Source organism: Pseudomonas sp. FSL R10-2964 (assembly GCF_009600035.1).
Classification (GTDB): Bacteria; Pseudomonadota; Gammaproteobacteria; order Pseudomonadales; family Pseudomonadaceae; genus Aquipseudomonas; species Aquipseudomonas bubulae.
The window spans coordinates 37,033-49,629 of the sequence record NZ_WIWH01000026.1 but is presented as its reverse complement, the minus strand read 5'-3'; the positions used below and the strand labels follow the sequence as shown (position 1 = coordinate 49,629).

Genomic DNA, 12,597 nt, shown 5'->3' with positions numbered 1-12,597 from the left:
TTATCTGATTTGTGGGCCGATGAATCGGCTCTTGGCTTTAACGTTGACGTCGTTGTTGTCGGCGTCCTTGAGGATAAAGAACACCTCGTTGGTACTCGACGGCAGCTTCTCGGGGGCAATTGACAGCTCGACCGGCAGGCTGACGATATCGCCGGCCGCGACCTTGATTTCGCGTTTGCCCTGCAGCTTGAGATCCGGCAGGCCGGTGGCCTCCAGCACGTAGGTGTGGTCGTGCTGGTCCTTGTTCATGATCTTCAGGCTGTAGACGTTTTCGATCCGCCCTTCGGCGTTCTCGCGATACAGCACGCGGTCTTTGCTCACGTCGAAGCCTACCAGCGTGCGGGTAAAGAACGCAGCGGCCAGCAGACCCATCATGGTCAGCAATACCAGGGCATAGCCGATCAGGCGCGGACGCAGCTTATGGGTTTTCTGGCCGGAGAGGTTGTGCTCGGTGGTGTAGCTGATCAAGCCGCGGGGGTAGTTCATCTTGTCCATGATGCTGTCGCAGGCATCGATACAGGCCGCGCAGCCGATGCACTCGATCTGCAGGCCATCGCGGATATCAATCCCGGTCGGGCATACCTGCACGCACATGGTGCAGTCGATGCAGTCGCCCAGGCCCATGGCCTTGTAGTCGGCGTCCTTTTTGCGCGGGCCACGGACTTCACCACGGCGCGGGTCGTAGGAAACGATCAGGGTGTCTTTATCAAACATCACGCTCTGGAAGCGCGCATACGGGCACATATAGATGCACACCTGCTCGCGCAGCCAGCCGGCGTTGCCATAGGTGGCGAGGGTGAAGAAGCCGACCCAGAAATACGCCCAGCCATCAGCCTGACCAGTGAAGAAGTCGATCACCAGTTCGCGGATGGGTGAGAAGTAGCCGACAAAGGTCATGCCGGTGACAAAGCCGATCAATAGCCAGAGTGTGTGCTTGCTGAACTTGCGCACAAACTTGTTGGCGCTCATCGGTGCCTTGTCGAGCTTGATGCGCTGGTTGCGGTCGCCTTCAGTGACCTTCTCGCACCACATGAACACCCACGTCCAAACGCTTTGCGGGCAGGTGTAGCCGCACCACACGCGCCCGGCGTAAACCGTAATAAAGAACAGGCCAAAGGCCGCGACGATCAGCAGCCCCGAGAGCAGGATGAAATCCTGTGGCCAGAAGGTGGCGCCAAAAATAAAGAATTTGCGTTCGGGCAGGTTCCACCACACCGCCTGGTGACCGCCCCAGTTGAGCCATACCGTACCGAAATACAGCAGGAACAACAGCGCTCCGCCGCCAATGCGCAGATTGCGGAAAAGCCCGGTAAAGGCGCGGGTGTAGATTTTCTCCCTGGCCGCGTACAGGTCAGTGCTTTCAGCGGGTTTTTTGGCAGGTGGAGTGACGTTGTGTACAGGAATCTGATTGCTCATTAGTGCGTCCCACGGCAGTGGAAAATGCCTCGGTCAGTACGTGCCGACCGCGGTCAGAAGGTGTTGCGATAGCGTAATGATACCCCTGTGACTCTAGCTCAAGGGTGCGACCTTTGGTCGCGTTCCGGAAAATGGCAAGTTGGTATAGGAGTTGTAACAACTCATGACATGGATCAATTGACTTACACCTGCAGGTGAGTTGCGTTCTGGCTGAGTCAAAGCTCCCAAGGGTTGAGCAAAGGGGCGCCGCTAAAGGCAAAGTCCCGGGTATTGCGGGTAACCACGGTCATGTCATGCACCAGTGCGGTGGCCGCGATCAGGGCGTCGCATTCATTGCTGCGGTCAGGCACATGCAGGCGGGCGCAGCGTCTGGCAACGGCGCCATCGACTGACAGCACGCGCCCGGCAAAAGCAGACATAACATGTACTTCAAGCCAGTTGCGCAAGGGGGCGGCCTGACCCGGGTCGCGGCGCTCCAGGCGCAAGATGCCAGTTTCGATTTCCAGCAGGGTAATGGCCGAGATATACAGTTTGTAAGCCGGGACGCTGCGGGCCCAGGCCACCACTGCAGGGTCGGCCTGGGTTTTGCGCAGTTCAGAAACTACGTTGGTATCGAGCAGGAACATTAGAAATCCACTGGGCGCGGCGTGATGACTGCGCGTTCGGGTTCGAATTCAACCGGCGTTGTTTCGGGCATCACCAGCAGGTCGACAATGCTGGTGTCCAGGCCGGTTAGCCGTTGGTACTCCTCCATGCATAGCAGTACATGGGCGGGGCGGCCACGGTCAGTGATGTAAACAGGCCCTTGTTGCGATGCTTTTTTGGCACCGCTTGTGTCCTGGTTGAATTCGCGGCTTGAAATGGTGGTGATGGTCATGGGCTGATCCTCCCCAAAAATACAATGTAGAAACGTTACTACCTTGTGGGTGTGTACGGCAATAGCTGCTGCAGCCCTGAAACAAAATGGCCCCGCCAACTGTCGTTGGCGGGGCCATTTTTTGCAGCGTTCAAACTAGCGCGTTACTCGTCTGTCTTGGCTTCATCACCATGGGACAGGCTGTACACGTAGGCGGCCAGCAAGTGAACCTTGTCGTTCCCCTGCAGGTCAGCCTGGGCAGGCATCTGGCCCTGACGGCCGTAGCGGATGGTCTGCTGCAGTTGAGCAAAGCTCGAACCGTAGATAAACGCCCCCGGGTGAGTCAGGTTGGGTGCGCCCATCAGCGGGTTGCCCTTGCCCTCCGGCCCGTGGCAAACCGCACAGTTGGTCGCGTAGATTTCCTTGCCTTTGGCAGGGTCGGCTTTCGCACCTTCCGGCAGCTTGCGCCCGTCGAGACTGGTCAGCACGTAGGCGGCAACGTCGCTTACGCCTTGCTCACCGATCACTTCGGACCAGCCCGGCATGACCGCGTGACGGCCGGCCATGATGGTGGTCTTGATGTCGGCAGGCGTCCCGCCCCAGCGCCAGTCGGCGTCGGTCAGGTTGGGGAAGCCGTAGGCGCCTTTGGCGTCGGAGCCGTGGCACACCGAACAGTTGGAGGCGAACAGGCGGCCACCCATTTTCAGTGCTTGCGGGTCCTTGGCCACTTCTTCGATGGGCATGGCTGCGAATTTGGCGAAGATCGGCCCAAACTTGGCGTCCGATTTGGCCATTTCCTTTTCCCACTCGTGTACACCGGTCCAGCCGGTCTGACCATTGGCAAACGGCGTCTGCTCTTTGGTGTCCAGGTACTGGTAGCCCGGCAGCAGGCCTTTCCAGTTACCCAGGCCCGGGTACAGCACAAGGTAGCCGAGGGCGAAAATGACGGTGCCCACAAACAGCATGAACCACCATTTCGGCATTGGGTTGTCGTACTCTTCGATGCCGTCGAACGCGTGGCCGACTTTCTCGTCGGTCTGCTCGCTGCGCTGGCCCTTGCGGGTGGCCAGCAACAACCAGGTCAGGGCGAAGATGGTACCCAGAGTGAGGACTGTAACGTACAGACTCCAGAACGTAGTCATTCTTTGTTACTCCTAGAAGCTTGCTCTTGCTCGACGTGCTTGATGGCTTCGGGATCATCCTTGAACGGCAACAGGGTCGCGTCGTCAAATTCTGACTTGCGTCGCGGGCTGAATACCCACAATGCCAAACCGATAAAAGCCACCATCACGACGACAGTGCCCAGGCCACGAATCATCCCGATATCCATTCAGATCACCGTTTGCTTTTGATGATGGTGCCCAAGCCCTGGAGGTAAGCCACCAGTGCGTCCATTTCGGTTTTGCCCTTCACTGCATCCTTGGCCCCGGCGATGTCTTCGTCGGTGTAAGGGACGCCAAGCGTGCGCAAGACTTCCATTTTTTTCGCGGTGTCCTTGCCGTCCAGCTTGCGCTCAACGAGGAACGGGTAAGCCGGCATGATCGATTCGGGCACGACGTTGCGCGGGTTATACAAGTGCGCGCGCTGCCAGTCATCGGAGTAACGCCCGCCCACTCGGGCCAGGTCCGGGCCGGTGCGTTTGGAGCCCCACAGGAACGGGTGGTCCCACACGCTTTCACCGGCAACCGAATAGTGGCCATAGCGTTCGGTTTCGGCACGGAACGGACGGATCATCTGCGAGTGGCAGCCGACACAGCCGTTGGCGATATAAATGTCACGGCCTTCCAGTTCCAGCGCGCTACGCGGCTTCATGCCCTCGACCGGGGTGTTGGTTACGTCCTGGAAGAACAGCGGAACGATTTGGGTAAGGCCGCCGATGCTCACGGCGATAACCATGAAGAAGGCCATCAGGCCGATGTTCTTCTCGATTGTTTCGTGCTTGATCATCAGTGCGCTCCAACTACAGCGATCTTGGTCGCCGCTTCAGCTTCTACCGGGTTCGAGGCACGCACGGTGCGGAACACGTTGTAGGCCATGAACAGCATACCGCTGGCGAAAATGGCACCGCCAAGGGCGCGAACAATAAAGCCCGGGTGGCTGGCTTGCAGTGCTTCGACAAACGAGTAGGTCAGGGTGCCGTCGTCGTTGATCGCACGCCACATCAGGCCCTGGGTGATGCCGTTGACCCACATCGAGGCGATGTAGAGCACGGTACCGATAGTCGCCAGCCAGAAGTGAACGTTGATCAGGCCGGTGCTGTACATCTGCTTCTGGCCATAGACTTTGGGGATCATGTGGTACATGGCACCGATCGAAATCATCGCCACCCAGCCCAGAGCGCCGGCGTGTACGTGGCCGATGGTCCAGTCGGTGTAGTGCGACAGCGCGTTGACGGTCTTGATCGCCATCATCGGGCCTTCGAAGGTCGACATGCCGTAGAAGGCCAGGGATACCACGAGGAAGCGCAGGATCGGGTCGGTGCGCAGCTTATGCCAGGCGCCCGAGAGGGTCATCATGCCGTTGATCATGCCGCCCCAGCTGGGTGCCAGCAGGATGATCGACATCGCCATGCCCAGAGACTGGGCCCAGTCCGGCAGTGCGGTGTAGTGCAAGTGGTGCGGACCGGCCCAGATATACAGGGTGATCAGCGCCCAGAAGTGCACGATGGACAGGCGATAGGAGTAGATCGGACGTTCGGCCTGCTTGGGCACGAAGTAGTACATCATCCCCAAAAAGCCGGTAGTCAGGAAGAAACCTACCGCGTTATGGCCGTACCACCACTGAATCATGGCGTCAGTCGCACCGGCATAAGCCGAGTAGGACTTGAAGAAGCTCACCGGCAGGGACGCGTGGTTGACGATATGCAGCATTGCCGTCACGACAATGAATGCACCGTAGAACCAGTTACCGACATAGATATGCTTGGTTTTACGCTTGGTGATGGTGCCGAAGAACACAATGCCGTAGGTCACCCAGACAATGGCCAGCAAAATAGCCAAAGGCCATTCCAGCTCGGCGTATTCTTTGGTGGTGGTGTAACCCAGTGGCAGGGTGATGATCGCGCCGACGATAACCGCTTGCCAACCCCAGAAGGTAAACGAGGCCAGCGAATCGGAGATCAGTCGTGTCTGGCAGGTTCGCTGCACGACGTAGTAGGAGGTGCCAAACAATGCACAGCCACCAAAGGCAAAGATCACAAGGTTGGTATGCAGGGGACGCAGACGGCCGAAGGTCGTCCACTCGAGGCCAAGGTTCAATTCAGGCCACACAAGCTGTGACGCGATGAAAACCCCGAGCCCCATGCCAAGGATCCCCCAGACCACCGTCATGATGGCGAACTGGCGGACTACCTTATAGTTATAAGCAGTCGGGCTGATTGCTGTGCTCATTCTAAGGTTCCACGGTTTAGGTATTTTATTAGGATAAAAATCGGTCGCAAGTATGTATAAAGCGTAGGGCTATTGCAACGAACCATGACCCCGGTCAATGCTTTCCAAGGCTTGTTCTGCGGCCTTTCCATGCGCGGAGTAAGGTCAAAGTGACCTCACCAAAAACGCCGCATGCAGGGCAAAAGTGGAGGGGTCGAGGCGGGCGGGTTGAGGTGGGGGCAAGGCGCGGCAAACATCGTAATGCACGATAGCCGGTGCAAACCCACCATTGTGGCCCGTAACGCTGCCCTTCAACTTACCGGTTAGTTTCACTTGACGTGGCGCTGCACAGATCCGGCTCACACAAGCGTTGAGCTTAGTCCTGAATGGCGGGAGAGCAATGGCGGGGCTGAAAGAGGTGCGACACTTGGTCGCGCTTTGAGGCGGGAACTGCCGCACCAAAATGATGCGGCAGGAAATGTCCGGTAATTATTCGGCTGTTTTTTCCTCTTGATTACCGTGTGACAAGCTGAACACGTAGGCCGCCAGCAGCTGTACCTTGTCGTTGCCCAACAAATCGTTTTGCGCAGGCATGTGGCCCTGACGGCCGTGGCGAATGGTTTGTTGCAATTGCGCCAGGCTGGTGCCGTAGATAAAACCGGCTGGTTGGGTCAGGTCTGGCGCGCCCATCAGCGGCATGCCTTTACCGTTTGCCCCGTGGCAGGCCACGCAAGTGGTTTCGTAGGCTTGCTTGCCAGCCGTCAGATCGACAGTGGCGCCTTCAGGGAGGGGCAGGCCCGCCAGGTCGTGGCGTACATAGGCGGCGACGTTTTTGACTCCGTTTTCACCCAGTACTTCACCCCAGGCCGGCATTGCCGCGATGCGACCGCCCATGATGGTGGCCTTGATCGTGTCGGCGTCGCCGCCCCAGCGCCAGGTGTTGTCGGCCAGGTTAGGGAAGCCGAAAGCGCCCTTGGCATCCGAGCCGTGGCACACCGAGCAGTTGGAAGCAAACAGGCGCCCGCCCATTTTCAGTGCTGCCGGATCCTGAGCGACTTGTTCAACGGGCATGGAGGCATATTTGGCGTAGATGGGCCCAAATTTGGCGTCCGCCTTGTCCATTTCCTTTTCCCACTCATGTACACCGGTCCAGCCATTCTCATAGCCGGGCAGCAGGCCTTTCCAGTTGCCCAGGCCCGGGTACAGGATCAGGTAGCCCACGGCAAATACCAGCGTGCCGACGAACAACATGAACCACCATTGTGGCAGCGGGTTGTCGTACTCCTCGATGCCGTCAAAGCTGTGGCCCATGGTTTCGACCGTATCGCTTTTGGTCTCGCCCTTGCGCGTGCTGACCAGCAGCCAGGTCAGGCCGATCAGCGTGCCGATAGTCAGCACGCATATGTACAGACTCCAGAAGGTGGTCATGCTTTTTTACTCCTAGACGCTTGTTCTTTCTCGACGTGTTGAATCGCCTCTGGATCGTCCTTGAATGGCAGTAAGGTCGCGTCTTCAAACTCCGATTTGCGTCGCGGGCTGAACACCCACAGCGCCAGGCCTATAAACGCCACGGCCACCACCACGGTGCCCAGGCCGCGAATCATTCCACTACTCATCTCCAAGACCATGGCTCACCTCTTGCTCTTGATGGCAGTGCCCAGCACTTGCAGGTAGGCGACCAGAGCGTCCATCTCGGTCTTGCCCTGCACGGACTGCTTGGCGTTGGCGATGTCTTCGTCGGTGTAAGGCACGCCCAGGGTGCGCATTACTTCGAGTTTTTTCTCGGTATGGCTGCTGTCTACCGGCGAGGCCACCAGCCATGGGTAAGCTGGCATTTTTGATTCGGGCACGACGTTGCGCGGGTTGTACAAGTGCGCGCGGTGCCAGTCATCCGAATAGCGGCCACCGACGCGGGCCAGGTCCGGCCCGGTGCGCTTGGAACCCCACAGGAAGGGGTGATCCCACACGCTCTCACCGGCTACCGAGTAGTGACCATAACGCTCGGTCTCGGCACGGAACGGACGGATCATCTGCGAGTGGCACTGCACGCAGCCTTCACGGATGTAGATGTCGCGACCTTCCAGTTGCAGTGCGGTGTAAGGCTTCATGCCCTCCACCGGGGTGTTGGTCACGTCTTCAAAGAACAGCGGGACGATTTGCGTCAGGCCGCCCACGCTTACGCACAGGATCATCAGCAACAGCATCAGGCCGATATTTTTTTCAACGACTTCGTGTTTCATTGCCAACTCCTCAGGCCATCTGCGCGGCGGCTACGACTTCAGCGGGCTCGGCGTTACGCACGGTGCGCCAAGTGTTGTAAGCCATCAGCAACATGCCGCTGAAGAAGATTGCACCACCGACCAGTCGCACGACATAGCCCGGGTGGCTGGCCACCAGAGTTTCGACGAAGGAGTAAGTCAGCGTGCCGTCTTCGTTGACTGCGCGCCACATCAGGCCCTGGGCAATGCCGTTGACCCACATCGAGGCGATGTAGAGCACGGTGCCGATGGTGGCCAGCCAGAAGTGCGCGTTGATCAGGCCCAGGCTGTACATCTGCGGGCGGCCGAAGATTTTCGGGATCATGTGGTACAGCGCGCCGATCGAAATCATCGCCACCCAGCCCAGGGCACCGGCGTGTACGTGGCCGATGGTCCAGTCGGTGTAGTGGGAGAGGGCGTTGACGGTCTTGATTGCCATCATCGGGCCTTCGAAGGTCGACATGCCGTAGAAGGCCAGGGACACCACGAGGAAGCGCAGGATCGGATCGCTGCGCAGCTTATGCCAGGCGCCCGAGAGGGTCATCATGCCGTTGATCATGCCGCCCCAGCTCGGTGCCAGCAGAATCAGCGACATCACCATGCCCAGCGACTGCGCCCAGTCCGGCAGCGCGGTGTAGTGCAGGTGGTGGGGGCCCGCCCAGATGTACAGGGTGATCAATGCCCAGAAGTGCACGATGGACAGGCGATAGGAGTAGATCGGACGTTCGGCCTGTTTAGGCACGAAGTAGTACATCATCCCCAAGAAGCCAGCTGTCAGGAAAAAGCCCACAGCGTTATGCCCGTACCACCACTGCACCATGGCGTCAGTGGCGCCACCGTAGAGCGAGTAGGACTTGGTGAAACTGACCGGGATTTCCAGGTTATTGACGATGTGCAAAATCGCCACGGTCACGATAAACGCGCCGAAGAACCAGTTGCCCACGTAAATATGCTTGGTTTTGCGCTTCATGATCGTGCCGAAGAACACGATGGCGTAGGCCACCCAGACAATGGTGATCAAAATGTCGATCGGCCATTCCAGCTCGGCGTATTCCTTGGAGCTGGTGTAACCCAGTGGCAGGCTGATGGCCGCCAGGACGATGACCAGCTGCCAGCCCCAGAAGGTAAACGCCGCGATTTTCGGCGAAAACAGGGTGGCCTGGCAGGTGCGTTGCACCGAGTAGAATGAAGCCGCGAACAGCGCGCAGCCGCCGAAGGCGAAAATCACCGCGTTGGTGTGCAATGGGCGCAGGCGCCCGAAACTGGTCCAAGGCAAATTGAAGTTAAGTTCTGGCCAAACCAACTGCGCGGCGAGAAAAACGCCGAGCCCCATACCGACGATGCCCCAAACCACCGTCATAATGGCAAATTGGCGGACCACCTTGTAGTTATAGGCGGTACTTGTAGAAGTGTTCATGGTTCCCCATCCACGGTTCAGGCGCGTCAAACGCACGCCTGGAGTTATAGGCAGACTAAAAGCGAGGCAAGCATGGTCGTAGCGGGCAAGGCCGGTATTGACGGGGATCAATGGGCGCAGTGCGTGCAGGACAGGGGCTGGCTGTGGAATGGCGCGTCAGCGGGTTCAACCGCGACCCTTATCCTGGCCCACGGCGCGGGTGCGCCGATGGACAGCAGCTGGATGAACGGCATGGCTGCACGCCTTGCTGCACGCGGGGTGAGCGTGTTGCGCTTCGAGTTCCCGTATATGGCGCAGCGCCGTCTCGATAATGGCAAAAGGCCTCCTAATCAGCAGGCGAAACTGCTCGAAAGCTGGCGTGAAGTTTTTACCGAGGTGCGACGGCATGTCGCTGGGCCATTAGCCATTGGCGGCAAGTCAATGGGTGGGCGTATGGCCAGTCTGCTGGCCGATGAGCTGCAAGTGGACGCGCTGGTGTGCCTGGGTTATCCGTTCTATGCCGCAGGCAAGCCGGAAAAACCCCGGGTGGCGCACCTGGCTGAATTGGCAACGCCGACGTTGATCGTACAAGGCGAGCGCGATGCCTTGGGCAACCGCGAAGCGGTAGAGGCCTACACGCTGGCGCCGGGCATTGAAGTGTCGTGGCTGGTATCGGGGGATCACGACCTTAAGCCGTTGAAGGCCTCCGGGTTTACCCATGAGCAGCATCTGGATGCGGCGGCGGACCGGATTGCGCGGTGGTTGCAGCAACCTTGAACAATTTGTGGGAGCGAGCCTGCTCGCGATTGGATCGCTGCGGCGTGTTGATGCCATCGCGAGCAGGCTCGCTCCCACAAGGCTTAGCGGTTAAACCGCTCCACCAGCGAATACTGGGTGTTGACGGTCTGGGTCAGTTCTTCGCTGAGCAGCGCCGAATGCTGCGCCTGCTCTGAGGTCTGGTCAGCCAGGTCGGCAATGGTGCTGATATTGCGGCTGATTTCTTCAGCCACGGCGCTTTGCTCCTCGGTCGCTGCCGCGATCTGGGTGGTCATGTCGGTGATATTGGCCACCGCTTCGCTGATGCCCACCAGTGCCTGATCTGCTTCCAGTACCCGCGCTACGCCTTCTTCCGCCTGACGATGGCCAGCGTCCATGGTTTGCACCGCAGTGGCTGCTGTCTGCTGCAGCTTGGCGATCAGGCTGTGAATCTGCCCGGTCGAAGCGCTGGTGCGTTGCGCCAGCTGGCGCACTTCGTCAGCCACCACGGCGAAGCCCCGGCCCATTTCTCCAGCCCGTGCCGCTTCGATGGCGGCGTTCAGGGCCAGCAGGTTGGTCTGGTCGGCAATGCCCTTGATCACATCGACCACGCCGCCGATCTCGTCACTGTCCTTGGCCAGTTGCGTTACCGTGGCCCCGGTTTCACCCACCACAACCGACAGGCGCTGGATCGCTTCGCGGGTTTCGCCGGCAATATCGCGACCGCGGCTGGTCAGACGGTTGGCTTCCTGGGTCGCGTCGGCAGTGCGCTGCACATGGCTGGCCACTTCCTGGGTGGTGGCAGCCATCTGGTTGACGGCGGTGGCCACTTGCTCGGTCTCGACGCGCTGGCGCTCCAGTCCGGTCGAGCTTTTGTGCGCCAGAATGTCGGACTGACGGGCCTGGCCGCTGAGGTGTTCGGCGGTATCCTGCAGGCGTGTCAGGCAGGTCTTCAGGCGCGCTTCCTGGCTCAGGATGGACATTTCCAGACGCGCTTGCGGGCCACGGCTGTCGGTGTACATCTGGGCAATCAACGGGTCGGAGGTGGTCTGCTCGGCCAGACGCAGCAGGCGTTTGACCCCGCGCTGTTGCCAGCTCAGGCCCAGCAGCCCCAACGGTATCGACAGCAGGGCTGCCAGGGCAAAACCCCAGCTCGAATTGAGCATGGCGCCAATCATGAAGCTCAATTGGCTGACCAGGATAAAGGGCAGCCAGTCCTGCAGCACCGGCAGCCACTTATCGCGCTGAGGCACCGCGGATTTGCCGCGGTTGAGGCGTGTGTACAGGGCTTCGGCGCGGCGGATCTGTTCGGCCGTTGGCTTGACCCGCACCGACTCGTAGCCCACTACCTGCTCATTCTCGAAAACCGGCGTTACATAGGCGTTAACCCAGTAATGGTCGCCGTTTTTGCAGCGGTTTTTGACGATGCCCATCCACGGCGAACCCTTTTTCAGGGTGCTCCACATATGCTCGAAGACTGCTGAGGGCACGTCCGGGTGGCGCACCAGATTGTGCGGCGCGCGTATCAGCTCCTCACGCGAAAACCCGCTGATTTCCCTGAACGCATCGTTGCAGTAGGTGATCACGCCTTTGGCATCGGTCGTGGAAATCAACCGTTGTTGCGCGGGGAATGTGCGTTCGCGTTGAGTGATGGGCTGGTTGTTACGCATGTCGTTTCAATCCGCAAGACTTTGACAGGCTGTCGGCATGCTCAAGGAATTGTTTAATTTATATTTCAGGCCCCTGGCCGTCAGGGGGCGAGCATCGGGTAGGTAAAAAACAGGAAATGCAGCACATTGAGGCCAAAGTGGGTGGCGATCGCCGCACCCAGCCCGCCAAAGCGGTAGGCCAGGCCGTAACCGACACCGGCCAGCCCGGCCAGTAGCATCCATTGCCAGCCGGCGGGTGCATGGGCCAGGCCAAACAGTATCGAGGCCAGCACCAGCGCAATGCTCTGCCCATGGGGCAGCAACTTGAACTTGCGGCTAAGTCCGCCCTGGATGTAACCGCGAAACAGCGCTTCTTCAACCAGGGTTACCAGCAGTAGATTATTCAGCAGCCAGAGGGTGCTCTGATGAGGCCATTTCGGTGCCCAGGCAATCATGCCCAGCAGCATCGCTCCGCCCAGCGCTGCAATGGCGGCCAGGGCCAGACCCATTGCAGTGGCCCCCAGGGATACCCGCCAGGCAAAGCGCGGTGCTATCCAGGGGCATACCAGCAGCAGCCAGAAGCCAATCAGCGGTTTGTCCAGATTGAAGTACATCGAGAAGGGCACGGCATCAGGGGTCAGTCGCGTGGGGGTGATGGCGCGACCGTTATGGAAACCTGGCAGCCAGTGCAAGGCCAGCGCCAGCGCCAGCAGCACAAACAAGGCATGCCCGGCATAGCGCAGCAAATGGCTTTTGTTCTGCACAACGGCAAACCCGCTGACAGTCAACAAGGCTAGCGCGATGAGGGTTTGAGCGCCTAATTGCCCGTAGCTGAGGGCAAGGCCGTAGCCCAGGGTCAGTAGTGCCAGATAAGGCCAGGGCAAAGCAATCATGTGAA

The 12,597-nt window shown here is 59.3% G+C and carries 14 protein-coding genes; 1 reads left to right on the top strand and 13 read right to left on the bottom strand.

The genetic code is table 11. From position 1 onward, the window contains the following. The 11 genes from ccoG to ccoN (GHN92_RS15675) form a co-directional block, all read right to left on the bottom strand. The gene (gene ccoG, locus GHN92_RS15725) at positions 1-1,416 is read right to left on the bottom strand and encodes a cytochrome c oxidase accessory protein CcoG (RefSeq protein WP_095002758.1); all 1,416 of its coding nucleotides are present in this window, start codon (positions 1,414-1,416) and stop codon (positions 1-3) included. A 215-nt stretch (positions 1,417-1,631) separates the two neighbouring features. Beyond that, positions 1,632-2,042, bottom strand: a complete 411-nt coding sequence (locus GHN92_RS15720; RefSeq protein ID WP_133144953.1) for a type II toxin-antitoxin system VapC family toxin — start codon at positions 2,040-2,042, stop codon at positions 1,632-1,634. Continuing rightward, positions 2,042-2,293, bottom strand: coding sequence for a type II toxin-antitoxin system Phd/YefM family antitoxin (locus tag GHN92_RS15715; protein WP_095002756.1), 252 nt, complete (start codon positions 2,291-2,293; stop codon positions 2,042-2,044). The genes GHN92_RS15720 and GHN92_RS15715 overlap by 1 nt, the downstream gene beginning before the upstream one ends. Positions 2,294-2,436: 143 nt before the next feature. Next, positions 2,437-3,414, bottom strand: a complete 978-nt coding sequence (gene ccoP, locus GHN92_RS15710; protein ID WP_095002755.1) for a cytochrome-c oxidase, cbb3-type subunit III — start codon at positions 3,412-3,414, stop codon at positions 2,437-2,439. Continuing rightward, positions 3,411-3,602: a CcoQ/FixQ family Cbb3-type cytochrome c oxidase assembly chaperone gene (locus tag GHN92_RS15705; RefSeq protein WP_003447209.1), complete on the bottom strand. Its 192-nt coding sequence runs from the start codon at positions 3,600-3,602 to the stop codon at positions 3,411-3,413. The genes ccoP (GHN92_RS15710) and GHN92_RS15705 overlap by 4 nt, the downstream gene beginning before the upstream one ends. A gap of 5 nt (positions 3,603-3,607) precedes the next feature. Further along, complete coding sequence (gene ccoO, locus GHN92_RS15700; RefSeq protein ID WP_016780305.1) at positions 3,608-4,219, bottom strand: cytochrome-c oxidase, cbb3-type subunit II; 612 nt, start codon at positions 4,217-4,219, stop codon at positions 3,608-3,610. Next, a complete protein-coding gene (gene ccoN / locus GHN92_RS15695) occupies positions 4,219-5,661 on the bottom strand; it encodes a cytochrome-c oxidase, cbb3-type subunit I (protein ID WP_095002754.1) in 1,443 nt (480 codons plus the stop codon). Before ccoN (GHN92_RS15695) ends, ccoO (GHN92_RS15700) begins: the two co-directional genes overlap by 1 nt. 468 nt (positions 5,662-6,129) lie before the next feature. After that, entirely contained in the window at positions 6,130-7,068 is a 939-nt protein-coding gene (gene ccoP, locus GHN92_RS15690; RefSeq protein ID WP_095018988.1) for a cytochrome-c oxidase, cbb3-type subunit III, read from the bottom strand. Beyond that, a complete protein-coding gene (locus tag GHN92_RS15685) occupies positions 7,065-7,256 on the bottom strand; it encodes a cbb3-type cytochrome c oxidase subunit 3 (protein ID WP_095002822.1) in 192 nt (63 codons plus the stop codon). Before GHN92_RS15685 ends, ccoP (GHN92_RS15690) begins: the two co-directional genes overlap by 4 nt. A gap of 15 nt (positions 7,257-7,271) precedes the next feature. Continuing rightward, positions 7,272-7,880 carry a cytochrome-c oxidase, cbb3-type subunit II gene (ccoO, locus tag GHN92_RS15680; RefSeq protein WP_095002752.1) on the bottom strand — a complete coding sequence of 203 codons (609 nt, stop codon included), beginning with the start codon at positions 7,878-7,880 and terminating at the stop codon, positions 7,272-7,274. 10 nt (positions 7,881-7,890) lie between these two features. After that, on the bottom strand, positions 7,891-9,315 hold the full coding sequence (ccoN, locus tag GHN92_RS15675) for a cytochrome-c oxidase, cbb3-type subunit I (RefSeq protein WP_019826669.1): 1,425 nt from the start codon (positions 9,313-9,315) through the stop codon (positions 7,891-7,893). A gap of 72 nt (positions 9,316-9,387) precedes the next feature. On the opposite strand from ccoN (GHN92_RS15675), the gene GHN92_RS15670 reads away from it, so the two are divergent. Then, positions 9,388-10,071, top strand: coding sequence for an alpha/beta family hydrolase (locus tag GHN92_RS15670; protein ID WP_133144954.1), 684 nt, complete (start codon positions 9,388-9,390; stop codon positions 10,069-10,071). An 83-nt stretch (positions 10,072-10,154) separates the two neighbouring features. Here the strand turns inward: GHN92_RS15670 and GHN92_RS15665 are convergent, their stop codons facing one another. Continuing rightward, positions 10,155-11,720: a PAS domain-containing methyl-accepting chemotaxis protein gene (locus tag GHN92_RS15665; RefSeq protein ID WP_095002750.1), complete on the bottom strand. Its 1,566-nt coding sequence runs from the start codon at positions 11,718-11,720 to the stop codon at positions 10,155-10,157. 80 nt (positions 11,721-11,800) lie between these two features. Then, complete coding sequence (locus GHN92_RS15660; protein ID WP_095018986.1) at positions 11,801-12,592, bottom strand: CPBP family intramembrane glutamic endopeptidase; 792 nt, start codon at positions 12,590-12,592, stop codon at positions 11,801-11,803. Between the last annotated feature and the right edge of the window lie 5 nt (positions 12,593-12,597).

Coding starts and splice junctions, on each gene's coding strand:
- GHN92_RS15670 (WP_133144954.1), top strand. CDS start 9,388: ATGGTCGTAGCGGGCAAGGCCGGTATTGACGGGGATCAATGGGCGCAG.
- GHN92_RS15705 (WP_003447209.1), bottom strand. CDS start 3,602: ATGGATATCGGGATGATTCGTGGCCTGGGCACTGTCGTCGTGATGGTG.
- GHN92_RS15665 (WP_095002750.1), bottom strand. CDS start 11,720: ATGCGTAACAACCAGCCCATCACTCAACGCGAACGCACATTCCCCGCG.
- GHN92_RS15715 (WP_095002756.1), bottom strand. CDS start 2,293: ATGACCATCACCACCATTTCAAGCCGCGAATTCAACCAGGACACAAGC.
- ccoP (WP_095018988.1), bottom strand. CDS start 7,068: ATGACCACCTTCTGGAGTCTGTACATATGCGTGCTGACTATCGGCACG.
- ccoO (WP_095002752.1), bottom strand. CDS start 7,880: ATGAAACACGAAGTCGTTGAAAAAAATATCGGCCTGATGCTGTTGCTG.
- ccoG (WP_095002758.1), bottom strand. CDS start 1,416: ATGAGCAATCAGATTCCTGTACACAACGTCACTCCACCTGCCAAAAAA.
- ccoN (WP_095002754.1), bottom strand. CDS start 5,661: ATGAGCACAGCAATCAGCCCGACTGCTTATAACTATAAGGTAGTCCGC.
- GHN92_RS15720 (WP_133144953.1), bottom strand. CDS start 2,042: ATGTTCCTGCTCGATACCAACGTAGTTTCTGAACTGCGCAAAACCCAG.
- ccoO (WP_016780305.1), bottom strand. CDS start 4,219: ATGATCAAGCACGAAACAATCGAGAAGAACATCGGCCTGATGGCCTTC.
- ccoP (WP_095002755.1), bottom strand. CDS start 3,414: ATGACTACGTTCTGGAGTCTGTACGTTACAGTCCTCACTCTGGGTACC.
- GHN92_RS15685 (WP_095002822.1), bottom strand. CDS start 7,256: ATGAGTAGTGGAATGATTCGCGGCCTGGGCACCGTGGTGGTGGCCGTG.
- GHN92_RS15660 (WP_095018986.1), bottom strand. CDS start 12,592: ATGATTGCTTTGCCCTGGCCTTATCTGGCACTACTGACCCTGGGCTAC.
- ccoN (WP_019826669.1), bottom strand. CDS start 9,315: ATGAACACTTCTACAAGTACCGCCTATAACTACAAGGTGGTCCGCCAA.